Raw genomic sequence first — 23,632 nt, 5'->3', positions numbered from 1 at the left:
CAACAGTTTCTAGGCATCCCTGGCCGGACGCGGGCACAGCAGCAGCACGGCCACCCCGGCGGCGACAAAGGCACAGGCCGGAATGTCCAGGAACCCGACCCCGATGCCCGCGCGCGCGGCCGCCGCCTGCGCATGGTCGCCCGCAACCAGCCCGTATCCCGCCAACAGCCACGCCAGCATGCTGCCCCCGCCGTCAAAGGCCAGTTTCGACGCCGTGGAATTGAGCGCCCATGCAAGCCCCGCCGTACGCACGCCGCTTGCGCGCGCACCGTCCTCCACATACTGGGCCAGCAGCGCGAAGCAGGCCGGGTTGCACAGGCCAAGGCACAGGCCGAACAGGCACATCGCCGCCACCGTCACCGCCCATGACGGCGGGCACAGCCACGCCAGCATCAGCCACGTCCCGCACAGGCACGTTCCCACCCCCATCAGGCCCCGGTTGCCCCACCGCCGGGCGAGTGTCGCGCTGCACGCGCTGCCGCACAGGCCCAGCACGTTCATCGCGCCCAGGATCCAGCCCGCGTCATGGTCGCTGCCACCCAGCACGAAACGCACGTAATAGACCAGCGCCCCGAACATGAAGGTCGATCCCAGCATCACAAGGATCATCGCCCCCGTCAGGCGCAGCCACCCGCCATTGCGCAGCAGCGCACGCGCCAGCACCCGCACCGGCAGGCGGTCGCGGTGCGCACGGGCGCGTTCGTGGCACAGCGTGGCCACAAGCCCCAGCAGGGCGGCGACCACCACCGCAACAATCATCATGAACAGCATGAAGCCGTGCCGCCTGTCGCCATGGCCCAGCCAGTCCACCGCCGGCAGCGCCAGCACCGCGATCAAGAGCGTACCACACCCCGCCCCCACCATGCGCGCGCTGGCAAGGCGCAGGCGGATGGCCGGGTCGTCGGAAATCAGGCTGGTCAGCGCGCCATAGGCGGTGTTGGTCACGCTGTAGGTCACGCACAGGCCCATATAGGTGACGCAGGCCCACACGTAACGCGCCACCCCCGCCTGCCCGCCCATCGGCACGAAGGCCAGCACGATCATGAAGGCGAACGGCAAAAGCCCCGCGCGCAGCAGCGGCAGCGCCTGCCGTCCCGCCGGACGGCGGTCGATCACCATGCCCACCACCGGGTCGGCCACGATGCTGATGGCGCGCGCGCACAAAAGGATGAGGGCGACGGACGCGGGCGGGAACAGGCAGATGTCGGTATAGAAATATTCCAGGTAGCTGAGCATCAGCCCCCAGATGATGTTGAACGCAAGGTCTCCCGCCCCGAACGCCAGCAGTTCACGCGCGCCAAAGGCGGGCGTTCGCGCCGTATCCGCCGCGACAGGGGAAAGGGGAAGGATCTGCACCGCACCGTCTCTGCTTCAGCAAGGCATCAGCATGGCACGCTTCCCACCACCCGTCGATCCTTCCTTACCGGCGGGTTCCGAAGCACTGCGCATCGGTGGGAAAGCGACGGTTGCGCACGTCATCGGCATAACGGGCGGCGGCATCGTCGATCATCGCCCCCACCTCGGCATAGCGGCGGACGAAGCGGGGGGTGAAATCGCCGAACGCCCCGATCAGGTCGTCAACCACCAGCACCTGCCCGTCGCAGGCCACCGAGGCACCAATGCCGATGGTCGGCACCGCGAGTTCCTGCGTAATCGCGCGCGCCACGGGTTCGACCGTGCCCTCGATCACGACGGCGAACGCCCCGGCGTCGGCAATGGCGTGGGCGTCGGCCGTGACCTTCGCCGCCTGTGCCGCATCACGCCCCTGCGTGCGGAAACCGCCCGTCGTGTTGACCGCCTGCGGCATCAGGCCGACATGCCCGCATACCGGCACCCCGCGCTGCGTCAGGAAGCGCACCGTCTCCGCCATTTCCGCGCCACCTTCCAGCTTGACCGCGCCGCATCCCGTCTCCGCCATGATGCGCGCGGCATTGCGGAACGCCTGCGCGGGGGATTCCTGGTACGACCCGAACGGCATGTCCACGACCACCAGCGCACGGTGCGACCCGCGCATGACGGCCGCGCCATGGGCGATCATCATGTCCATCGTGACGCCAACCGTGCTGGGCAGGCCATAGACCACCATGCCAAGGGAATCCCCCACCAGCATGACATCCACATGCGCATCAAGCCGCTGCGCCACCGGCGCGGTATAGGCCGTCAGCCATACGCCCGGCACCTCGCCCTTGGTCACGTCACGGATGGTTCGGCGACGGGTCTGTGTGGTGGTACTCAATGAAGCCTCCTGCCAATGGGGCGCGATGGAACCCCGCAAGAGGCCACGCGCCGCTGCATCCGGATATCGCAGCACGAACGTCCTTGTAAATACACGGGATTGGCAGGGGGGATGCATGAGGGAAGGGTCTTCTTTTTCTGAAGAAAAAGAAGCAAAAAGACTTTTGAATATTATGGTGATTTTTGGGAAGGATATAGAATTATTCCCTCCACATATTATGGAACATGCCCTGAATTCATAAAAGTTTTTGGTGAAGCTTTTTTCAAAAAGCTTCGAAAGGGGCCACACCCGGAAAAAGGGTGCCCAACACCGCCCGCACCCCCTACCATACGTCCCCACCCATGAACCGCACACAGGGCCATGACCATGACACTCCCCTGCACGCAGGCCGACCTGCACGACCTTGCCGCGCGTTTCGCCACCCGCGCGGCCGCGCATGACCGCAGCGGGGAAATCGCGACCGAAAACCTTGCCGAGTTGCAGCAGGCCGGCCTTCTGGGGCTGAGCGTCCCGCGTGCCTTTGGCGGGCAGGCGGCGCCGCTGCGCGATATCGTGACCGTCGTGGCGGCGCTGGCGCAGGGCGATCCGTCCACGGCGCTGATCGTGGGGATGCAGTACCTGCAGCACGCCGCCATCGCCGCATCGGGCACATGGCCCGAGGACCTGCGCCGCAGGGTCGGCGAAAGCGCGGTGCGCGAGGGCGCGCTGCTCAATGCGCTGCGGGTGGAGCCTGACCTTGGCACGCCGTCGCGCGGGGGACGTCCCGCGACACGCATCCGCCGCGACGCGGACGGATGGAGGCTGGACGGAACCAAGATCTATTCCACAGGCTCAACCGCCCTGCGCTGGGGCCTCGTCTGGGTCAGCACGGAGGAGGAACCGTTCCGCACCGGGCAGGTACTGGTGGACATGCGCACGCCGGGCATCCGGATCGAGAAGACATGGCACCAGATGGGCATGCGCGCGACCGGCAGCAACACCGTCATCTTTGACAATGTGCGCCTGCCCGATGACGCGATCGCGGACCTGCGCGCGCCGGAGGCGTGGCAGGAGAAGGACAGTTTCGTCGCCATCTGGCATGCCATCGTGATTGCGGCGCTGTATGACGCGGTGGCGCGGTCGGGGCGGGAATGGCTGGTGTCGTTCCTGCATGACCGCGTGCCCTCCGGCCTTGGCAGACCGCTGGCGACGCTGCCGCGCTTCGAGGTGCTGCTGGGCGAGATCGAGGCCCTGCTGCTGCCGAACACGGCGCTGCTGTCGCATGCGCTGGCGCGGGAGGAGGACGGGACGCTGAGCCTTGCCGAGGCGAACATGGTGAAATATGTCATGACGGAGAACGCGATCCGCGCCACCGAACGCGCCATCGCGGCGATCGGCAATCCGGGACTGTCGCAGGACAACCCGCTGGAACGCCATTACCGCGATGTCCTGTGCGGGCGCATCCATACCCCGCAATCCGACACGGCGCTGATGCTGTCGGGACGCACGGCGCTGGCACGCGGGGCCTGACATCGCCTGCATGATCCACGAAAGGATACGACATTGGGACTGGGACGGACCGATATCTGGCGCACGGGCATCATCAATGCACCCATGGCGCAGGTGCTGCGCGATGGCGTGGGGGCGCACCCGGTCACATGGATCGACAATCCCGGCCCGTTCCGCTTCATCGCCGACCCGTTCGGCATCTGGCAGGACGGGCGCCTGTATGTCTTTGCCGAGGCGTATGATTACCGCGTGAAAATCGGGCGCATCGACGTGTTCGTGTTCGACCGTGCCCTGACGCTTGTGGAACACTGCCCGGTGCTGGTCGAACCGTGGCACCTGTCCTATCCCGTGATCGTGCGCGATACCGACGGCACGCTCTACATGATGCCCGAATCCGGCCGGTCGGGGCAGCAGAACCTGTATCGCGCCACCGACTTTCCCTATCGCTGGGAACGGGTGCCCGAATTCTCATTCCCCGGCGCCGCGGTCGATGCCTCCCCCATTTTCCACGACGGACGGTGGTGGATGTTCCATGCCCCGTGGGGACAGTCCGCGACCGACCGCATCAGCCTGCTGCATGTCGCATGGGCCGACCGCCTGATGGGGCCGTGGCATCCCCACCCGGGCAATCCCGTGCGCCGCGACATCCGCAGCACCCGCCCCGGCGGCACGCCCGTCGTGACCGAAGACGGGTTGGTACTGCCGACGCAGGACTGCGCCCATACCTATGGCGGGGCGATCACGCCGCTGCATGTCACCACCCTGACGCCGCAGCATTTCGAGGCCCGGGCCAGTGCCCCCCTGCACGCGCCCGCGACCTTCGCCCCGTTCAACGACGGGATGCACACCCTGTCTGCTGCCGGCGAGGTGACATTGTTCGACGCCAAGCATACCGATCCGTCCATCGTCGGGCGGGCGCTGGTGGAACTGGACCGACTGGTCCTGCGCCGCCTGTGGCGGCAGGGAACAGGTGGATAGGTGAATAAACGTCCGGGGTGCCTGCCGGGACAGGAATTTTCCATCTCCTAAGTAGAAATCCGGGGGATCGTGGAACTTTTCTCAAAACCGGCACCATACCAATGGTATAACCATTCCCCTTCCAACAAAAAGGCAACGGACCCGGATCGTTTATACTGCGCCGGGGTGCCCCGGAACGTGACGCCAGTGCCGTCCCCATGCGCCACATGCGGGGGGAAGGCGGACCCGTATCACGAAAGATCGTGCTGTCCGCATGGACATCCGGCAGGCAGGCCCGGACCGTCCGTTGGTCGCACCCACGTAAGAAAGTGCGACCTGTCCTATTTTTAACTTGATGTTAAGAATGGTTATCAATAAACATGGTCAGGCATCACGCCTCCGGGTTATTGCCCGGCCGATGCTGGCCGCGACGCCATCCGTCGCGCACACACGACCCCGGCATCCATGCGGCAGGCGCACCTGCGCGCGGGACACCACCATTCGCCACATCCCCACCATTGCGGGCCATGCGTGACCGGCCATGCCCCTGCCACCCTGCTCCTGACCCTCCCTGCCCACCGGACCGGACCCCATGGGCCAAGAAGGATCTTATGATGCGCGAAACCCACTGCACCCGGGCCATCTGGCACCTGACCCATTCCCGTCCGGAGGTCCTGGTTGACTATTTCAACCCGTGGACGCCGATGTCACGCCAGGTCAGCATGCTGACGCACCGTTTCAGCGTGGTCTCCGCCCTGTGCGAACAGGTCGGTGTGGACGAGGAACTTGTGGTGTTGCGCAATGCACTGGCCTTTCACCTGCTGCGCGCGGCGACATGGTGGCGGATCGATTTCGCCGCCCCGCGTGTCGCGGGCATGCCCACCACGCGCTTCATGGCCCATATCCATGCCCATATCGACCGCGTGGCGGAGGATGAAAGCCTGTTCGACGTGCTGACATGGCAGCACCACATGCGTCGTGGCGACACATCGCATGTCATGGTGCTGGGCACCGACCCGCTGTGCCGGTGGGGGACCGCCATCCTGTACGGAATCGACGGCCAGCGGCGCTTCCGCTTCGCCCTGTGCGAAGGCCGCATGGGCAGGGGCCTGACATGGGATGCGACGGCGCATGGGGATTTCGTGTCCACCTGCCTCGACGCCCGCGCACGGCACAGCATGGTCGAAACCGGCAACGAGGTACTGGGCGAATGGGAGGACGCGCGCATCGAACATGCCCGCGCGGCGAAATACCACACCCTGCATTTCCGCCACGACACCACGCGCCCGGTGATTGACCGCTATATCGAGGTGCTGGGCGAGATGACGCGCTGCCGGTCGCGCTTTGGCCGGTTCGAATTCGGCAACATCCTGAACCACATCGCCTTCCTGCTGGTGCGCGCGGCCCATGAACGCCAGGTCTCCGTCGCCAGTGTCCTGCGCGAAGGCACGGCACAGCCAATCAACCTGCGCGTGGCCAACAGCATCAAGAAACGCGCCCGCGCCCATGTCGCCCACGGCGTGGACCCGCTGTTGCAGGACGGGCTTGATGCGATGCTTGACGGCGTGGTGTCGGGCTATTCCCTGTCCGGGCAGGTCTAGACCTTATTTACGACTAAAAGTTTTTGGTGAAGCTTTTTTCAAAAAGCTTCAGAAGACGTCGCCTTTTTAAAAAAAGGCGACACCCCAAAAACCTTTATGCTTTTCATCAACCGCTTGCGTGCAAACAACCACCTGACAAAAAACGGCCCCTCCCACAACCGGAAGGGGCCATCCGTCATTCCCGCAACCCTCAGGGCGCCTGCTGCGGGGTGGTCTGCCCGGGGGCCTGCTGCACGGTGGCGGACGGGGCGATGACGCGGTTCATCACCTCGAACGATACGGCGTCGGTCACGGTGACATCGACGGTATCACCCACCTTTACGGTGTTCAGGAAATCCTGCATCGCCTTTTGCTGCACGACCTCGGTCCGGGTGATCTGGTCCGCATCGTCGAACGTGATCAGGTGCTGCGCCGGGTCAACCGCCAGCACATGCACCCGTTCGCGACGGTTGGAGACCAGCATGCCATGCGGGTGCAGTCCCGCGTACCCCTTGGCCGACGTAATGGTCGATTCCGGCGGTTCCGTACCGGGCGGGACGATGGAGACGGCCATCGTCTTGAAAAAACGGATATTGATCTTGTCACCGGCCTGCAGGTGCGGGACATTGCGGGCCTCCGGCGGGATACGCACGGTCACGAGGTCACCGGTATGATCGCGCAGCAGCACCGTTCCCGCCTCATGATCCACGGTTTCCACCGTGGCGGAGGACACCTGGTTCCCCACGATGATCGACGGATCGGCCTGCGCGCAGCGCGGGGCCGCAACCAGCGCCATCATGCCAAGCGACAGCGCCGCAAGGCCGGTAACAGAGGCAGGCCGCAGGGAACGCAGGGCCGCCGGGGTCTTGATTTTCATAGAGGTCTTTTCCGTCCACAATTCAGGTTCTTGTAAATGCCTGCCTTCCCCACCGTGGCGGGCAAGGTCTTGATCCAGTATCGTATCGTGCCGACATAAGGGTTAAGACAAACCATGTCGGATACGGTTTTTCCCCCTTCCTGCGTCAAAAACGCCACGCATGGCCCGCGGTTCGGTGCGCAGGCCGCAGTCCAGACCCGAGGGGCGCGGGGGGCTGCCTTTTCGCACGACATTTGTCGCCATGGTCCGTATATTCCATCCCCAACAGCAGGAGATCCGACCCGATGCCGCTTGCCAAAAGCAGACGCCCGGCCCATCGCCGCGTGACCGCCGCACGCCCGTCACGGGTAAAGGGGGACATGCGCCGTCTGCTGGACATGCTGTGTGCGCTGCATGGTGCGATCCACCGTGGCGCGCGCGACGCGGGATCGCTGGTGCGCTGCGCGGTGCAGGCACAGCCCGACCTTGGCCTGCCGGACAAGGCGCTGCCCGCCATGGTCCGCCGCGATGGCGACACGCCGCCCACCGTCACCGAATGGAAACGCCTGGGCCATGCGCTGGAGGAGGCGCGCGACACGCAGGGGGGACAGGGCGGCTACCTTGACGCATGGCTGTCGGAACTGCGCCGCGCGACGGGGTTGGATGACGTGGCGACCGACATCCTTGGCCTTGCGATGTGCTACCGCCTCAATGGCCATTTCGAGCAGTTGTGGGACGACCTGTGCGAAAACCGCTCCCGCGGGCCGTTCCTGTGCGAGGACATCTCGCTGCTGCACATGCTGCTCAACCGGCCGGAGCCGGAAATCGCCACCGCCCTCGCCCCCGAGGGGCAGTTGCGCATGAGCGGCCTGATGAGCGTGGACGAGGACGGCGACATCACGCTGCTGCCGCGCCTGATGGCGCTGATGAACCGGCGCGCGCGCGTGGTGGGCGACATCCGCTCCCTCCTGCTGGGGCAGCCACGCGGGGCCACCCTGCCGTGGGAGGCCTTCGCCCATCTGGGCGAGCAGGCGGAAATTGCGGCAAGGGTGCTGGCCGCCGCCGTGCGCGACCATGCGCCGGGCATCAACATCCTGCTGTATGGCCCGCCCGGCACGGGCAAGACCGAATTCGCGGCAACCCTTGCCGCCCATGTCGGCGCCACGCTGTACCCGGTGGGCGAGGCCGACAGCAGCGGCGACGAACCGTCGCGCCATGAACGTCTGGCGGACCTGCGGTGCAGCACGCGCATGTTGCGCAACACGTCCTCCGTCCTGCTGTTTGACGAGGCGGAGGACCTGTTCACCACCGGCCTGTTCGAGGCCCCGCAATCCTACAGCCGTGTCTTTTTCCACCGCCTGCTGGAACAGGGGGGCACCCCGGTGATCTGGACGGCCAACGATGTGGAGATGCTTGGCCCCGCCATCGCGCGGCGCATGGCCCTGTGCATCGAGATGCGCCAGCCCGGCGTCGCGGTGCGCACGCGCCTGTGGCAGGACATGGCGCAGGAAGAACACGTCCCCCTGACGCCCGACGCCGCCGCCCTGCTGGCGCGCGCCATTCCCGCGCCGCCCGCGATCCTGCGCAACGCGCTGCGTTCGACGCGGCTGGCGGGCGGGGATTCGACCATGGTGTGCACCATCGCCACCGGCATCACGCAGGCCGCATCGGCAGGCCGGGTCGTCATGCCGCCGCCGGGGGGGGACGCGCCGTATGATGCATCGCTGGTCAATGCCGACTGCGACCTTGCGGCACTGGCCACGCGCCTGTCGCGGCCGGGGGCGCCGCGTGCGGTCTCCCTCCTGCTGTCGGGGCCGCCGGGGACGGGGAAAAGTGCGTATGCCCGCTACCTTGCGGACATGATGGAGCTTCCGGTACTGCAGAAACGCGCCTCCGACCTTCTGGACAAATATGTCGGCCAGAGCGAGCAGAAGATCGCCGCCGCCTTTGCCGAGGCACGCGACACCAATGCCTTCCTGATTTTCGACGAGGTGGACAGCCTGCTTGGCGATCGCCGCTCCGCCGAGCGCAACTGGGAAGTCAGCCAGGTGAACGAGATGCTGACATGGATGGAAAGCCACCCTCTGCCATTCGTGTGCACCACCAACCTCGCCTCGCGCCTTGACCCTGCCAGCATGCGGCGCTTCCTGCTGCGCGCGCGCTTCGACTATCTCACGCCACAGCAGGCGCGCCATGCGTTCGAACGCTTCTTCGACCTGCCCGCGCCAGACGGACTGGCCCGGCTGCGCACGCTGACGCCCTCTGACTTCGCCCTTGTGGTGCGCAGGCAGGCGCTGCTCGACACACCTGCCACACCACAGGCGATGCTCGACCTGCTGGCGGCGGAAATCAAGGGACGCGAAGGCAGCCAGACAATCGGGTTTGCAATGTAGGCCACGTCCCGCATGGCGGTGCACGCTCAGGAGCGTTGCCCCCGAACCCCCACCAAAGGGTATTACCCTTTGGAAACCATGACTTCTTAAACAGATCAGGATGCAGGGAGCGCGCTCCCTGCCGGGGCCGGGCAGAGCCCGGATGGCCCATGCACCGACTGCATCGCACCTTCAGGGGCTTTGCCCACGAACCCCCACCAAAGGGTATTACCCTTTGGAAACCACGACTTCTTAGACAGGTCAGGGTGCAGGGGGCGCCCTCCCTGCCGGGGCCGGGCAGAGCCCGGGTGTTCCCTGCACACAACGGCGGTGCATTATTGGGGCGGATGGGCGGCCGCGTCTTCTTCCTCGGCACATTCACTGGCATCCGGTGGCAGCACATGGGCGGGCTGATGGTCGCGCAGGGCCTCGATTTCCGCGCGGGCGGCGTCGAGGTCACGGGCAAAATCCGCCTCCCCCCGCATGGCGGTATACAGGACCGCCCCGTTCATCCATCCCGCCGTGATGTCGCTGTGCCAGTGCACGCCGCAGATCACGCGGCTTTCGCCATAGATCCGCGCCCGTCGCATGATCTGGGCCATGCGCGTCGGCAGCAGGTCCGACAGCACCGCCCCCGTCATCCAGCCCAGCGTGGCATAGGTGGAGGGATAGGACGGCGTGCGCGCCACCTCCCCCCGGTCGGCCACACACAGCGGCAGTTCGATTTCGGAATAGGGGCGCGGGCGGTTCCACTGCGCCTTTTCCTGCGCGACCACGGGTTCGACCCGTGCCTCCAGCCGGGTCAGCAGCGCCTCCAGCCGGGGCAGGTGGGTGGGCGACAGGGTGAAGCCCGCAGCGCAGGAAAAGGCGGACAGCATATGCCCCACGCCATGGCGGGCATCACGCTGCGCCAGTTTCCAGCGCCCGCTGCCTTCCTGCACGCGCGTATCGGCAAAGATGCTGGCGTCGGAGGCGTTGCTGGCGGTTTCGGGGGCTGGCGGCGGCGGCAGGAAAATCCGCCCGTCCGGCAATGGCGGCCCGGGGGGCGATGGCGGTGGCGCCGCGCGATGGGCATGAGCCGATGACAGCGCCATGCCCCCCGCCAGCATACAGGCCCACACCATGGCGCGCGCGCCGCATGTCCCCCGGCGCCGCGCGCGCCTGCGCCGTGACAAAAATCCCCTGTCCATGCTGTTCCATCATTCCTTCAGAATCGACGAACGGGCTTTATTTCATATTCCCAATAACAGGTCGCATGAAATCCGCCCTGCCGCGCGCGCGCATGGGCCCATGTCATCCGGAATGGTTCAAAATGGGGAATTTATGTGCCATGATGGCCCGATATCTGCCAATGGACACGACATGAACCGCAAACCATCGCTGCTGCCGGGGAATATCAGCCCCCTTCGTATCGCACTGTGCGTCGGTGGCGCGATTCTGGTGGTGGTGCAGTTCGTACGCTCCGCGCACATGGACCCGCTGGTCGCGATGCCGGGCGACGTCATGTTCCATATCGTCATGATGGCGCTGGGCGCGATCCTGTTCGTGCTGGGCATGTGGGGACCGTCGATGTAGTCCCCGCGCCGCCCTCAGCGGCGTTCTGAATCGGCCCCGCTGCCGTTGTCGGTAATCCCGGCGCGTGACGGCGCATCGGAATCGGGGCGTACTTCGCGCCCGGCGCGGGCAATCGCCGCGTCGTCGCCAAACCCCCGGCCGGATACGCGCCTGCGTGGGGCGGGATTTTCCATCAGCACATTTTCCAGCGCTTCGGGATCGGTGCGCTCGGCCTCGTCAAACAGTTCGTCGGCGCGCGCCTGGTCGCCGGCCTGCTCGGCGCGGATACCGGCCTCGGCCAGGCGGCGGGCGGTTGCGTGCTTGCCCCCGCCCATGTCGCCGGGGCGGTCGGTGTCATCGGTGAAACGCGGCATGGCGGTCTCCTGATCATTCATGGCGGGCCATATATCGCTGGCCCTGCATCACAAACCACCACCATGCGACGCGGTTCAATGACGTGGGTCACTTTCACACGCAACGCGCCTATGCGCTGATGGAATCAAGCAGCGGCACGCCACACGCCCGCGACATCGTGCGGCAGTATCCGGCCACCGCCTCCGGCCAGGTCAGGCCCGCGACGATGGTCAGGCTGCGCAGCAGGGCGAACAGGTGGATATCATCGACCGACAGTGCGCCATTGACCGCATCGGGCGCACGCACAAGCGGGGCGAGCGCACGCAGGCGTGCATCGACCTGCGCGATCATCCCCGCGCTGTCATCAAGCAGCGCGCCAAAGGGACCGACCATCCTTTCCTTGTTGCGCATGAAATAGGCCCGCGCCGCCGTGGTCGCGAATTCCTCCAGCGGGGCGGCGGCGTCACGCGGCAGGATCAGGCGGAAGGCGACGGCGTTCGTGGCCTGTATCCATTCCCCCACCTGCGGACTGATCGCCCCCGTCAGGATACGATGGCCATCCATGGCGTCCACATGATCGACGATGTCCATGCTTTCGCCCATGTACCGCCCGTCCTGTTCCAGGATTGGCAGCATCTTCGTCCCGATCATGCGCGTGGGCGTCGCCACGTCATCATTGAGCAGGGTTATCACCTCCACCGGGATCTTCTTCAGCCCGAAGATCATCCGCGCCTTTACGCAGAAGGGACAGTGATCATAGCTATAGAGTCGCATCCTAACCCTTCATCTCCTGTTGCCAGACCATAAAGCTTCGAAAGACGCCGCCTTTTGAAAAAGGCGTCACCCGAAAACTTTTATCAAAATATATCAGTGCGTTATGACGAGACCTGCCGCGCCCGACTGGAAGCAGGATACAGCCTGCACTATGCAGGCGGCCTGCGTGATACGCAATCATTCCCCCCACACGCAAAACCCGCCCCCACGGGCCTGCCCCCGTCGGGGGGCATGTGGCGCGCGCCTTGACCGGAAGGCGGTCGGGGGTGTAATGTGAAAACGTTATAATATAACAATAAACGCGGATCGTCTCCCACCGCGCGGAATGACAGGCCCATTACCACACAGCCCGGGGTGAAGCCCCCTCCCCCCGCACGCACGCTCCAGACATGGATGGCCCGGTCATGGGCATGGCGCCTGGCGTGGATGGGGGTGCCCATCGGGCTGCTGTGGATGGCCATTGCATGGGCGGCGCGCCTGCCATGACCCGGACGGACATGCCCGCCATGGCGGGCGGACTGACGCTGCATGACATTGCCGCGGGGTATGACCGCACGCCGGTCTGGCAACATGTCAGCGGCACGTTCGCCCCCGGCAGCCTGACGGCCATCGCCGGGGCCAACGGGGCGGGCAAATCGACGCTGGTGCGCGCGCTGCTGGGCGAAATACCGCTGCGTGCGGGGCGTATCGATTATGGCGGGCAGCATCCGCGCGACTTCGGCTACCTGCCGCAGGCCCGCGACATCGACCGGACCTTCCCGCTATGTGTGGCGGACCTTGTCCTGTCGGGGGCGTGGCGCGTGACCGGGGCGTTTGGCGCGGTCAGCGCCGGCCTGCGTGAACGTGCCGCGCACTGCCTGCGCCATGTGCGCCTGTCGGGGATGGAAGAACGCGGCATTGGCGACCTGTCGGCGGGACAGTTCCAGCGCCTTTTGTTCGCGCGACTGCTGATGCAGGATGCGCGGGTCATCATCCTTGACGAACCCTTCACCGCGCTGGACGCGCCGACGACGCGCGACCTGCTGCACCTTGTCGATCACTGGCGTGACGAGGGGCGGACCGTGATCGCGGTCCTGCACGACCTGCGCCAGATCACGCAGCACTTTCCCAATGTCGTCCTGCTGGCACAGGGCACGGCCCACTGGGGGCCGACGGAGGCGGTCCTGACGCCCGCGCTGCTGGAACGTGCCTATGGCGGCAATGCGGTCTTTGCCTGCCCCATGGGGGCGGACAGCGCGCCCGATGCCGGTGCGGCGGGGGATACGCGGCCACGGGGCGTATCACCGGGAGACCTGTGGGCATGACGCTGCACGACCTGTTCATCGCCCCGTTCGCGGATTTCGGGTTCATGCGGCGCGCGCTGGTCGCGTCGCTTGCGCTGGGGCTTGGGGCCGGGCCGGTGGGCGTGCTGCTGCAACTGCGCCGCATGAGCCTGGTGGGCGATGCGATGAGCCACGCGATCCTGCCGGGTGCCGCCATCGGCTTCCTGCTGGCGGGGGGACTGTCGATGACGGCGATGGGGCTGGGCGGGATTGTCGCGGGCCTTGGGGTGGCGCTGCTGTCCGGTCTGGTCAGCCGCCATACCCGCCTGTCGGAGGATGCGAGTTTCGCAAGCTTCTACCTCACGTCCCTTGCGCTTGGCGTGCTGATCGTCTCGGCCCACGGGTCGAACATCGACCTGCTGCATGTGCTGTTCGGCACCATCCTTGCCATCGACACGCCGACGCTGTGCCTGATGGGCGGGGTGTCCACGGTGACGCTGTGCATGCTGGCCGTGGTGTGGCGGCCGCTGGTGATGGAATGTGTCGATCCGGGGTTCATGCGGCTTGTGGGCGGGCGGGGCGGGGCATGCCACATGCTGTTCCTGTTCCTCGTGGTGCTCAACCTCGTCTCCGGGTTCGAGGCGCTGGGCACGCTGATGGCGGTGGGGATGATGATGCTGCCCGCCGCGACCGCGCGCCTGTGGACACGCAGGCTGTGGGTCATGATGACGCTGTCCGCCACGATTGCCGCCCTGTCGGGACTGGGCGGCCTGCTGGTGTCGTTTCACTGCCGCATGGCGTCGGGGCCGACCATCATCCTGACATGCAGCCTGTTCTATGGCGTCTCGCTCCTGCTGGCGCCGATGGGGCTGGCATCGCGCCTGTTCGCCCCACGCCTGACACGCAACTGATCCCCCGAACGCGCTTGGAAAAGGCACCCTGACATGAAACTCCGCCTTCTGCCGCTGGCCTGCGCCGCCCTTGTGGCGGGGCTTGCGCCGGTGCATGCGGCCATGGCCCGCACGGTCCATGCCGTCGCCAGCTTCACCGTGCTGGCCGATGTGGTGCGGCAGGTGGGGGGCACGCATGCCACCGTCACCTCGCTGGTGCCACCCGACGGGGACCCGCACGAATTCGAACCCTCCCCCGCCGATGCCGGGAAGCTGCAGCAGGCGGACGTGATCTTCCTCAGCGGCGAGGGGCTGGAGACGTGGTTCGTCCGCCTTGCCAGCGCGGCGGGATACCATGGCACGCCCGTCATCGTATCCGATGGCATCCCCGTGCATGACATGAGGGAGGACGGGCACGACGTGACCGACCCGCATGTGTGGAACAGCGTGCCGAACGTGGAAATCTGGACGCGCAACATCCGCGACGCGCTGATCCGGGTCGATCCGGAGGATGCGGACGCCTTTCGCGCGAATGCGGACGCCTACCTCGTCCGGTTGCGCGACCTTGACCGGTATATCCGTGAACGGATCGCAACCGTGCCGGCCGAACGCCGCCGGGTCCTGACGGGGCATGACGCCTTTGGCTATTTCGGGCGCGAATATGGCGTGACGCTGATGGCGCCGCAGGGCCTGTCAACCGAGACCGAGGCCTCCGCCGCCGATGTCGCCGCCCTGATCCGCCAGATCCGCACGCTGGGCGTCAGCACCTATTTCATGGAAAATGCCGCCGACCCGCGACTGGTGAAACAGGTCGCCACCGCCACGGGCGCGCGTCCGGGCGGCACGCTGTATGTGGAGGCCCTGTCCCCGCCCGATGGGCCGGCGGCGGACTATATCGCCATGATCCGCCATGACGTGGACCTGATGGTCCCGGCGATGCTGACCTCGCACTGACGCGCCTTCACCCTGCGGCGGCGGCTTTGCGCCGGACCTGATCGCACAGGCCGCGCCGCTGCGGGATGTCGAGGTCCGTGATCCGCATGCCGTTGGGGTTCGCGGGTTGCAGGATGCCCGCCGTCCCCTGCGCATAATCCATGTCGCCGCGATGGTCGTTGAAGACCGCATTGGACCGGGCGATCGTATGGTCAAGCAGCGCCATCGTTTCCCCATGCGGCAGCAGGCCGTTGCTGATGCAGAAATTGAGATACCCGGCCAGTCGCGCCCCCGGCGCGCCCTCAACGGCGCCCTGGGCCACCGATTGGGGTGACGATGCGGGCGCGGTGGTGGTACGTGGTTGTGCCAGTGCGGGACCGGTGGCAAGGACAAACGTCACGACCATGGGCCATGCCAGCCCAAGCGGGGGATAACGCATCGCTTTTCATCCTTCTTGCGGGACGTAAAGATGAGTGCATGGTCCACCCCATCCGGAACCGGAAGGGGGGACCCTGCCGGATGCAGCCCTAACCACCCACACGGGAAGGAGTTTCACGCAGGCCCCACCAAAAGCGGACCCGTGAAAATGCCGCAGGAATGAGCCAGAAGTTTTTGGTGAAGCTTTTTTTCAAAAAGCTTCGAAAGACGCCGCCTTTTTCGATCAAAAGGCGGCAATCCATGCGACCGGGCACGACCTGATAATTCTAATGATGAAGAAAACCCATGCCGGTCTGCATGGCTGTATGCAGGACATCCGACCAGATGCCACCCCCACCCGGGCCACCGCGCCCCCCATGGGAAGGGCCGCCATCTTCCGAGCCATCGGTGACAGGCAGGCCATCATCGTCGAGCGGTGGCCGATGTTCAGCACAGGCGGCAAGCAGCAGCAGACATCCGGCGGCCACCATAATCCGGAGGGAGTGACGCGACATCACCCCTTACCGCCGATCTGTATTTTCGAGACGTCCACGTCCTGATTTGCGTTTCCTGCCGGCGGTTCCGGTGCAGCATGCCTTTCCCGAGGTGCGGGGGGTGGATCGCATGGGACGGCTGACCGCTCCATATCCGGCGGTGACCCCATATGGCCCCCGAAACCGCCGCCATCACCGCGCATTCCATCATTGCCCATGCCTGCCATGCCGCTTCCCGGCATCCTCATGCCGGACATTCCGCCGGGACCATCCGCAATGCCTCCGGTCATGTCGCCACCACGAAAGCCCTGCCCCATGTCCGGCGGTCTATCTGGCGGATGGGACAGAGGCCCCCTGCGGCAGCGGGAGTCGGTTTCGCGATGCTGCCCGTGGCATGCGCCCAGACCCAGAGGCAACAAAAGACATACAGATGCGACAAATGGACGGATGCGGGACATGGAACTTCAGCATTTGTTCAAGGATGCTGAAACATTATCGCCCCATGCGGCCAGATATTCGTTACGAAGATTTACTTAATGCATCCGACTGTATGCATGACGCGATGCAGTGCCAGACCATGAGCGCCTGGCCAGGATCCGGGTACCGGCAGTGCTCATGCCTCATTGGTCGAGACAGGAGGTGCAGCTTGCCGGGAATGCCATTGTTCTGACGGGCGGATTGTCAAACCCGGCCGGAGATGCACAAACCTTGGCGGAAAACTGAGAAAAATCAAGGAATTGGCGGACTCGAAAGGATTCGAACCTTCGACCTTCGCCTTCGGAGGGCGACGCTCTATCCAGCTGAGCTACGAGTCCACTGCCGCCCTGCATACCCTGTCGGGGCCGCGAACGCCAGCCCTGAAATCGTGCATTTTCACTTCCGCACCAGCCCGTCCATCTGCGCGGGCAGGAAGAAGGGGGGCTGCGCATGGCCGTCCCGTGCGTCGTTCCATGTGCTGGCCGCGATATCCCCGCCCGACGGCAGGAAGTCGTCGGGGCGTTCGATCCATGACACGATGTCACGCATGACCTTGTCCCCCTGCCGCCCGCGCAGCAGCAGGTGATAGCCCGCGGGGATGAAGTCACGCCGCGCGCCGGGCGGCAGGTGCGCCCATGCCCGTGTCATCGCCGCAAGTGGCACCAACTGGTCCCGCCCGCCATAGACCGCAAGGACGGGGCCGTGCATATGCCCCACCTCATGCGCCGCGCGATGCATCAGCGTCGCCAGTCCCGCCAGCGCGGTCGTGCGTGTCGTGCGCAACGTCAGCGGATCGTAATACAGCCGCGCCAGCGCCAGAATGTCGTCGGATGCGGTCACATGCACCGGCAGTTCCCGTCCCGTCAGCCGCCATTGCGGCGCAAGGGTGGCCATCGCCTTCAGCGTCGCATCCGTCCCCGCGCCAAGGTCCAACACGGCCGGCGCCAGCAGGATATAGCCCGCGATATCGGGGGGGGCTGCCGACACATTCGCGTGCGTCTCCACCGATGCGCCATCCTGCGCCGACATGCATACCGCCACAGCCCCGCCCATGCTTTCGCCCATCACATAGAGCGGCAGGCCGGGATTTTCACGTGCGATGGCCGCGGCCTCCGCCCGGGCGGCGGCAACCAGCGCGTCCGTCCCCGCCCATCCGCCACGGTCCGGCATCGCGCCGAATCCCGGCTGGTCCGGGGCATAGAGCGTGATCCCCTGCCGTGCCAGCACCGGGCCGGGGCGTTCCCACGCATCGCGGCTGTCGTTGAAGCCATGCAGCGCAAGCACCACCGCGCGCGGCGTCCCGGTCGCGCGCCACACACGCATCGGCACCTGCCCCGTGCCGGGCACGTCCATCACCCGGTCGGGCGGCACAAGGCGGCCAAGGTCCGCATGGCGGGACGGCGGGACGGGCGTCGGGGCATCATGTGTCGCGCATCCGGCCAGCAGCAGAAGGAACGCCGGATAAAGCAGGCGTGACAGGCGAAGGTTTGAAAGCACGGCAATCCTGCGTATCATCATCATCGACGCCACGGGTCTGCCGGGGCATCGCACTCCATGTCCGGACAACAAGCCCGAGGTTCATCGAAATGCAAGACCTGACCAAACACCAGCCCAACCCGACGCCCCATCCCGTCCTGGGCCTGATCGAGACGATCGTGGTCGATTCGCGCGTCCTGTCATGCGACGGCGGCCTTGGCGCGCTGGGCCATCCGCGCGTGTTCCTGCGCATCGCGGACCACCAGACGTTCTGCCCCTACTGCTCGCGCCTGTTCGTGCTCAACCCCGAGGCAACCAGCGGCGATACGCACTGAAAAACCCCTGATCCAGATGCACACTGACGCGCAGGTCCGCCTGATCCTTGTGGATGGCTCCGGTTTCATTTTCCGCGCCTTCCACGCCTTGCCACCCATGACCAGCCCGGACGGAACGCCCGTCAATGCGGTATTCGGATTCACCAACATGCTTGCGCGCCTGCTGCGCGAACATGCGGGAACACATCTGGCGGTCATCTTCGACGCGGGACGCCACACGTTCCGCAACGACCTGTATGACCAGTACAAGGCCCACCGCCCCGAACCACCGGAGGACCTGCGCCCGCAGTTCGCGCTGGTGCGCGACGCCACCGCCGCCTTCAGCGTGCCTGCGATCGAGGAGGCGGGATGGGAAGCCGACGACCTGATCGCGGCCTATGCGCGCAAGGCGACGGATGCGGGTGGGACATGCACCATCATCTCCTCCGACAAGGACCTGATGCAGCTTGTGCGCCCCGGCGTGCAGATGATGGACCCGATCAAGCAGAAACCCATTGGCGAGGCCGAGGTGCGCGCCAAGTTCGGCGTCGCGCCTGCGCAGGTCATCGACGTGCAGGCCCTGATCGGCGACCCGGTGGACAACGTGCCCGGCGTGCCGGGAATCGGGCCGAAGACGGCAGCAACGCTGATGGAGGAATACGGCTCCCTCGACGCCATCCTTGATGCGGCGGCGGGGATGAAGGCGTCGAAACGGCGTGACAACCTGATCGCGCATGCGGACATGGCCCGCCTGTCGCGCCAGCTTGTCACCCTGCGCGAGGACGCGCCCTGCCCCGTCCCGCTGTCGGATCTGGCCTGCTGCGACGTGGACCAGGCGCGACTCGGCCCGTGGCTGGAGGAAATGGGCTTCCGCTCCCTGATGCAGCGCATCGGCCTGCCCGCCACGGGTACCGGTGCGGCGGCGGCGAAAAGGCGCGCGGCCCCGGTCCATGCGACGGTTTCCGGTGATGCGGCGGCAGCCCCCCTCGCCGCGCCCGATGCGCCCTATGGCGAATATGAAACCGTCACCGACGCCGACACGCTGCGCGCATGGGTGGCGGAGGCACAGGCCGCGGGCGTGTGCGCGGTGGATACGGAAACCGATGGCCTCGACCCGCTGCGCGCGGGACTGGTGGGGATTTCGCTGGCCACGCGGCCGGGGCGTGCGTGCTACATCCCGCTGGCGCATGAGGGCGACCTGATGGACAGCGCATCGGTCACGCAGATGGATGTCGCCGTGGCGCTGGAGTGCCTGTCGGACCTGCTGGTGGACCCGTCGGTGCTCAAGGTGTTCCAGAACGCCAAGTTCGACCTGGAGGTGCTGGTGCGCGCGGGTGCCCCGCAACCCACGCCCATCGACGACACGATGCTGATTTCCTATGCCCAGTTCGCGGGCAAGCATACGCAGGGCATGGATGAACTATCGCGGCTGTACCTGGACCACACGCCCATCCCCTATGACGAGGTGACGGGCACCGGGCGCAACCGCGTGCCCTTTACCCGCGTGGATATCGCGCGCGCCACCACCTATGCCGCCGAGGACGCGGATGTCACGCTGCGCCTGTGGCTGGTGCTGCGCCCGCTGCTGCGCCCCAACCAGGCGCTGGCGCTGTATGAGGAACTGGAACGCCCGCTGGTGGGGATACTGGCGGACATGGAACGGGTGGGGATTGCGGTCGATGCCAGCGACCTGCGCGCCATGTCGGTCGAATTCGCGGGCCGCATGGCCACGATCGAGGCGCGGATCCACACCCTTGCAGGGCGGGAGTTCAATGTCGGCTCCCCCAAGCAGTTGGGCGAGATCCTGTTTGACGAGATGGGCCTGCCCGGTGGCAAGCGCATGAAGTCCGGCGCATGGGGGACGGATTCGTCGGTGCTGCAGGACCTTGCGGACAAGGGGCATGACCTCCCGGCGGAGGTGCTGGCGTGGCGGCAACTGGCCAAGCTCAAGAGCACCTATGCCGATGCGCTGGTCAACCAGGTCGATCCCGAAACGGGGCGGGTGCATACCTCCTTCCAGATGGCGGTGACGACGACGGGGCGGCTGTCGTCGAACGATCCCAACCTGCAGAACATCCCCGTACGCACCGAGGAGGGCGGGCGCATCCGCCGCGCCTTCATCGCGCCTGCGGGCCATGTGCTGCTGTCGGCGGATTATTCGCAGATCGAACTGCGGCTGCTGGCGCATGTGGCGGACATCCCCGCGCTGAAGGAAGCGTTCGCGCTGGGGCAGGACATCCATGCCCGCACCGCGTCCGAGGTGTTCAGCATCCCCCTTGAAGGGATGGACCCGCTGACGCGCCGCCGGGCGAAGGCGATCAATTTCGGCATCATCTATGGCATCAGCGCCTTTGGCCTCGGCCGGCAGCTTGGCATCCCGCCGGGGGAGGCACGGGGCTATATCGACGCCTATTTCGCGCGCTATCCCGGCATCCGCGACTACATGGAGCGCACACGTGACGAGGCCCGCGCCAGGGGATACGTGGTGACACCGTTCGGGCGGCGCTGCTGGGTGCCTGAAATCAACGGGCGCAACGCCGCACGGCGCAATTACGCCGAACGCCAGGCCATCAACGCCCCGCTTCAGGGGGGGGCGGCCGACATCATCAAGCGTGCGATGGTGCGGATTCCTCACGAAATGCGTGAGGCAGGGCTTGACGGACGCATGCTGCTTCAGGTCCATGACGAACTTCTGTTCGAGGTGCGGCACGAAGAGGCGGACCGTCTCGCCGCCCTTGTAAAGCAGGTCATGGAATCCGCAGCGACCCTTTCCGTGCCGCTGGTGGTGGAGACCGGGACCGGAACGAATTGGGCGGACGCACACTGATGCTGAGTAAACGCGACAGGTTTATCCTTATCGTCACGGTGGTGATTTTGACGGTTTCAACGCTGGTGGGATATGTGGGCTACCGCATCTTCGACCGGATGGCCCCGCCGCTGACCACCTATGGCAACGAGGTCGGCGGGTCCTTCCGCCTGGTCAACGGGGCGGACGGATCGGTGCTCGACAGCGATTTCCGCGGGCGCTGGATGCTGGTCTATTTCGGCTCCACCCACTGCCCCGATACGCAGTGCGGGGCCACCATGGCGGCGATGGCCAAGGCGATGGACATCCTCGGCCCGGCAAAGGCGCGCTATGTCGCGCCGATCTTCATCTCGCTCGACCCCATGCGTGACACGTCCGACGTGCTGCGCACCTACACGCTGCGCTTTGGCCCGCGCCTGTTCAGCATGACGGGATCGCCCAAGATGATCGAGGCCGTGGCCCGTGAATATCATGCCCCCTATGTGCGCCAGCCGCTTGAGGGTGGGGATTACATGATGGAACCGGCGTCGCAGATCGTCATCATGTCGCCGACCGAACGGTATTCCGGCACGATCCCCACGACCGCCACGGGGCAGGAGATTGCCGATCGCATCGAGCAGTTGATGGCAGCCCAGAAATGACGCCACTCCGACTGGGCCTTGCCCTGGCCGTGGCGGGCATGACCTGCCTGCACGGCGGGGGGACGGCGCATGCGCAGGACCAGCAGGACAGTCACCGGGGCGGGACGCTGCGGCTGACGTCGCGGGCGTCCGCCGGGACGCTGGACCCGCAGATCGACTATGCCACCATGTACATGCGGTTGTTCAATGTCGTCTATGACGGGCTGCTGAACTTCCGCAAGGCACAGGGCCCGGCCGGCAGCGAACTGGTCCCCGACCTTGCCGAATCCCTGCCCGAGACACCGGACGGGGGAAAGACATGGATTTTCACCCTGCGCCGTGGCGTGCGCTTTTCCGACGGGCGGGAGGTCGGGCTTGACGACGTGGTGGCGTCGCTGCGGCGGATCTTCATCGTCGGCAGCCCGACGGCGGGTTCGTTCTATGGCGGGATCATCGGTTCGGACGACTGCATGCGCGACCCCGCGCACTGCACCCTGGCCGACGGGGTGCAGACCGATCCCGCAACCCGGCGCATCACCATCCGCCTGAAGGAACCCGACGCGGAATTCCCGCAGAAGATCGCCTTCCCCCATGCCTCCATCCTGCCGGCCGACACGCCGCTGCATGACGTGGGCAACAGCCCGATCCCCGGCACGGGGCCATACCATATCGTCGCCTATGACCCGCAGCAGCATATGCAACTGGCGCGCAATCCCTATTTCCACGCATGGAACAACGACGCGCAGCCAGACGGTTACGTCGATGCCATTTCCTATGATTTCGGCCTGTCGGACGAGGACGGGGTCACGGCGGTGGAAAACGGGCAGTACGACTGGGCCTTTGGCAACAAGCCGCTGGACCGTCTGGGCGAACTGGGCGCGCGCTATACCGCGCAGGTGCATGTACAGCCCCTGTACGGGCTGTATTTCCTGCCGATGAACGTCAATCTGCCGCCATTCAACAACCTGAAGGCGCGTCAGGCGGTCAATTACGCGCTCGACCGCCGGGCGATGAGCATCCTGGCCGGTGGCAGCGCGCTGGGCACGCCGCTATGTTCGATGGTGCCGCCCGGCCTGCTGCCCAATGACGGGCAGTGCGCCTATACCCGCGATGCCTCCCCCGGCCATCCCGCGCCCGCATGGCGGGGGCCGGATCTGGAACGCGCCCGCCAACTGGTACGCGAAAGCGGTACGGCGGGGCAGGACGTGACACTGGTCGTCGCGGCCAACGCCGTGGACATGAGCATGGGGACCTATGTGCGCGGCATGCTGCAGGCCATCGGCTACAACGCGCATGTCCGCAGCGTGTCGCAGACCATCCATTCGACCTATATCGAAAATACCGACAACCATGTGCAGATCAGCCTGCGCGAATGGTATGCGGACTATCCCTCGCCCTCCAACTTCCTCGACACGCTGTTAGGGTGCGAGAATTTCCATCCCCATTCCGACAGTTCGATCAACATCTCCGGCTTCTGCAACGCGCAGGTGCAGCAGGTGATGGACCGTGCGCGTGCAACCGTCGATCCCGACGCGGCGCGCGCATTGTGGATGCAGGCCAATGACCTGATCACCCAGCAATCCCCCGGGGTTCCTGTCATCCACATGAACTATGTGGACCTGGTGTCAAAGCGGCTGGGAAATTATTTCTATACCACCCTGTACCACATGATCTTCTTCTGTGGTTGCCGTCCGTTATGCAAGAGTTTTCTGACCCATATTGACGTGTGATCGTGTGCGGTCTTCTGTAAGGCCTGTTGATGTGGCCTTTCA

22 protein-coding genes and 1 tRNA gene are annotated in these 23,632 nt (G+C 65.8%); 14 read left to right on the top strand and 9 right to left on the bottom strand.

Features of this window, described 5'->3' with window-relative positions:
* Positions 1-9: 9 nt before the first annotated feature.
* Both CFR72_RS10735 and panB read right to left on the bottom strand, forming a co-directional pair.
* On the bottom strand, positions 10-1,356 hold the full coding sequence (locus tag CFR72_RS10735; protein WP_110913940.1) for an MFS transporter: 1,347 nt from the start codon (positions 1,354-1,356) through the stop codon (positions 10-12).
* Between the two features lie 64 nt (positions 1,357-1,420).
* Entirely contained in the window at positions 1,421-2,236 is an 816-nt protein-coding gene (panB, locus tag CFR72_RS10730) for a 3-methyl-2-oxobutanoate hydroxymethyltransferase (RefSeq protein ID WP_110913939.1), read from the bottom strand.
* A gap of 360 nt (positions 2,237-2,596) precedes the next feature.
* On the opposite strand from panB, the gene CFR72_RS10725 reads away from it, so the two are divergent.
* From CFR72_RS10725 to CFR72_RS10715, 3 genes are all read left to right on the top strand, one after another.
* Positions 2,597-3,745, top strand: a complete 1,149-nt coding sequence (locus tag CFR72_RS10725; protein WP_110913938.1) for an acyl-CoA dehydrogenase family protein — start codon at positions 2,597-2,599, stop codon at positions 3,743-3,745.
* Positions 3,746-3,778: 33 nt separating this feature from the next.
* A complete protein-coding gene (locus CFR72_RS10720; RefSeq protein WP_110913937.1) occupies positions 3,779-4,702 on the top strand; it encodes a glucosamine inositolphosphorylceramide transferase family protein in 924 nt (307 codons plus the stop codon).
* Between the two features lie 593 nt (positions 4,703-5,295).
* Complete coding sequence (locus CFR72_RS10715; protein ID WP_110913961.1) at positions 5,296-6,282, top strand: hypothetical protein; 987 nt, start codon at positions 5,296-5,298, stop codon at positions 6,280-6,282.
* 190 nt (positions 6,283-6,472) lie between these two features.
* Here CFR72_RS10715 and CFR72_RS10710 read toward each other — a convergent pair whose 3' ends face one another.
* Entirely contained in the window at positions 6,473-7,138 is a 666-nt protein-coding gene (locus tag CFR72_RS10710; protein WP_110913936.1) for a preprotein translocase subunit YajC, read from the bottom strand.
* Between the two features lie 284 nt (positions 7,139-7,422).
* Between CFR72_RS10710 and CFR72_RS10700 the strand changes: the two genes are divergently transcribed.
* The gene (locus tag CFR72_RS10700; RefSeq protein WP_244182253.1) at positions 7,423-9,510 is read left to right on the top strand and encodes an AAA family ATPase; all 2,088 of its coding nucleotides are present in this window, start codon (positions 7,423-7,425) and stop codon (positions 9,508-9,510) included.
* Positions 9,511-9,824: 314 nt separating this feature from the next.
* Here CFR72_RS10700 and CFR72_RS10695 read toward each other — a convergent pair whose 3' ends face one another.
* Positions 9,825-10,679, bottom strand: coding sequence for an acid phosphatase (locus CFR72_RS10695; protein WP_110913933.1), 855 nt, complete (start codon positions 10,677-10,679; stop codon positions 9,825-9,827).
* Positions 10,680-10,851: 172 nt separating this feature from the next.
* Between CFR72_RS10695 and CFR72_RS10690 the strand changes: the two genes are divergently transcribed.
* Positions 10,852-11,064, top strand: a complete 213-nt coding sequence (locus CFR72_RS10690; protein ID WP_040512651.1) for a hypothetical protein — start codon at positions 10,852-10,854, stop codon at positions 11,062-11,064.
* A 14-nt stretch (positions 11,065-11,078) separates the two neighbouring features.
* On the opposite strand, the gene CFR72_RS10685 is transcribed toward CFR72_RS10690, so the two are convergent.
* A complete protein-coding gene (locus tag CFR72_RS10685; RefSeq protein ID WP_110913960.1) occupies positions 11,079-11,417 on the bottom strand; it encodes a hypothetical protein in 339 nt (112 codons plus the stop codon).
* Positions 11,418-11,526: 109 nt separating this feature from the next.
* Positions 11,527-12,171, bottom strand: coding sequence for a glutaredoxin 2 (gene grxB / locus CFR72_RS10680; RefSeq protein WP_110913932.1), 645 nt, complete (start codon positions 12,169-12,171; stop codon positions 11,527-11,529).
* Positions 12,172-12,525: 354 nt separating this feature from the next.
* On the opposite strand from grxB, the gene CFR72_RS18300 reads away from it, so the two are divergent.
* The 4 genes from CFR72_RS18300 to CFR72_RS10665 are packed head-to-tail and all read left to right on the top strand — an operon-like array spanning position 12,526 to position 15,277.
* Positions 12,526-12,657 carry a hypothetical protein gene (locus CFR72_RS18300; protein ID WP_279629164.1) on the top strand — a complete coding sequence of 44 codons (132 nt, stop codon included), beginning with the start codon at positions 12,526-12,528 and terminating at the stop codon, positions 12,655-12,657.
* Positions 12,636-13,475 carry a metal ABC transporter ATP-binding protein gene (locus tag CFR72_RS10675; protein ID WP_408869972.1) on the top strand — a complete coding sequence of 280 codons (840 nt, stop codon included), beginning with the start codon at positions 12,636-12,638 and terminating at the stop codon, positions 13,473-13,475. The genes CFR72_RS18300 and CFR72_RS10675 overlap by 22 nt, the downstream gene beginning before the upstream one ends.
* Positions 13,472-14,344 (top strand): metal ABC transporter permease, encoded by an 873-nt coding sequence (locus CFR72_RS10670; protein ID WP_110913930.1) that lies wholly within the window; start codon positions 13,472-13,474, stop codon positions 14,342-14,344. The genes CFR72_RS10675 and CFR72_RS10670 overlap by 4 nt, the downstream gene beginning before the upstream one ends.
* Positions 14,345-14,377: 33 nt before the next feature.
* Positions 14,378-15,277 carry a metal ABC transporter solute-binding protein, Zn/Mn family gene (locus CFR72_RS10665; RefSeq protein ID WP_110913929.1) on the top strand — a complete coding sequence of 300 codons (900 nt, stop codon included), beginning with the start codon at positions 14,378-14,380 and terminating at the stop codon, positions 15,275-15,277.
* Positions 15,278-15,284: 7 nt separating this feature from the next.
* Here the strand turns inward: CFR72_RS10665 and CFR72_RS10660 are convergent, their stop codons facing one another.
* Complete coding sequence (locus CFR72_RS10660) at positions 15,285-15,695, bottom strand: hypothetical protein (protein ID WP_233044418.1); 411 nt, start codon at positions 15,693-15,695, stop codon at positions 15,285-15,287.
* A 268-nt stretch (positions 15,696-15,963) separates the two neighbouring features.
* Between CFR72_RS10660 and CFR72_RS17555 the strand changes: the two genes are divergently transcribed.
* On the top strand, positions 15,964-16,233 hold the full coding sequence (locus CFR72_RS17555; protein ID WP_167400355.1) for a hypothetical protein: 270 nt from the start codon (positions 15,964-15,966) through the stop codon (positions 16,231-16,233).
* A gap of 672 nt (positions 16,234-16,905) precedes the next feature.
* On the opposite strand, the gene CFR72_RS10650 is transcribed toward CFR72_RS17555, so the two are convergent.
* Positions 16,906-16,982 (bottom strand) — tRNA-Arg (locus CFR72_RS10650).
* 58 nt (positions 16,983-17,040) lie between these two features.
* Positions 17,041-18,159: an alpha/beta hydrolase gene (locus tag CFR72_RS10645; protein WP_208630017.1), complete on the bottom strand. Its 1,119-nt coding sequence runs from the start codon at positions 18,157-18,159 to the stop codon at positions 17,041-17,043.
* Between the two features lie 71 nt (positions 18,160-18,230).
* On the opposite strand from CFR72_RS10645, the gene CFR72_RS10640 reads away from it, so the two are divergent.
* The 4 genes from CFR72_RS10640 to CFR72_RS10625 are packed head-to-tail and all read left to right on the top strand — an operon-like array spanning position 18,231 to position 23,590.
* Positions 18,231-18,455 (top strand): zinc-finger domain-containing protein, encoded by a 225-nt coding sequence (locus tag CFR72_RS10640; RefSeq protein ID WP_110913927.1) that lies wholly within the window; start codon positions 18,231-18,233, stop codon positions 18,453-18,455.
* Positions 18,456-18,471: 16 nt separating this feature from the next.
* Complete coding sequence (gene polA, locus CFR72_RS10635; protein ID WP_110913926.1) at positions 18,472-21,261, top strand: DNA polymerase I; 2,790 nt, start codon at positions 18,472-18,474, stop codon at positions 21,259-21,261.
* Positions 21,261-21,881: an SCO family protein gene (locus CFR72_RS10630; RefSeq protein ID WP_171790026.1), complete on the top strand. Its 621-nt coding sequence runs from the start codon at positions 21,261-21,263 to the stop codon at positions 21,879-21,881. The genes polA and CFR72_RS10630 overlap by 1 nt, the downstream gene beginning before the upstream one ends.
* The gene (locus CFR72_RS10625; protein ID WP_110913925.1) at positions 21,878-23,590 is read left to right on the top strand and encodes an ABC transporter substrate-binding protein; all 1,713 of its coding nucleotides are present in this window, start codon (positions 21,878-21,880) and stop codon (positions 23,588-23,590) included. Before CFR72_RS10630 ends, CFR72_RS10625 begins: the two co-directional genes overlap by 4 nt.
* Positions 23,591-23,632 lie beyond the last annotated feature (42 nt).

This window comes from Gluconacetobacter entanii, from assembly GCF_003206495.1.
Taxonomy (GTDB): Bacteria; Pseudomonadota; Alphaproteobacteria; order Acetobacterales; family Acetobacteraceae; genus Novacetimonas; species Novacetimonas entanii.
This window is presented reverse-complemented; position numbering and strand designations above follow the sequence as displayed.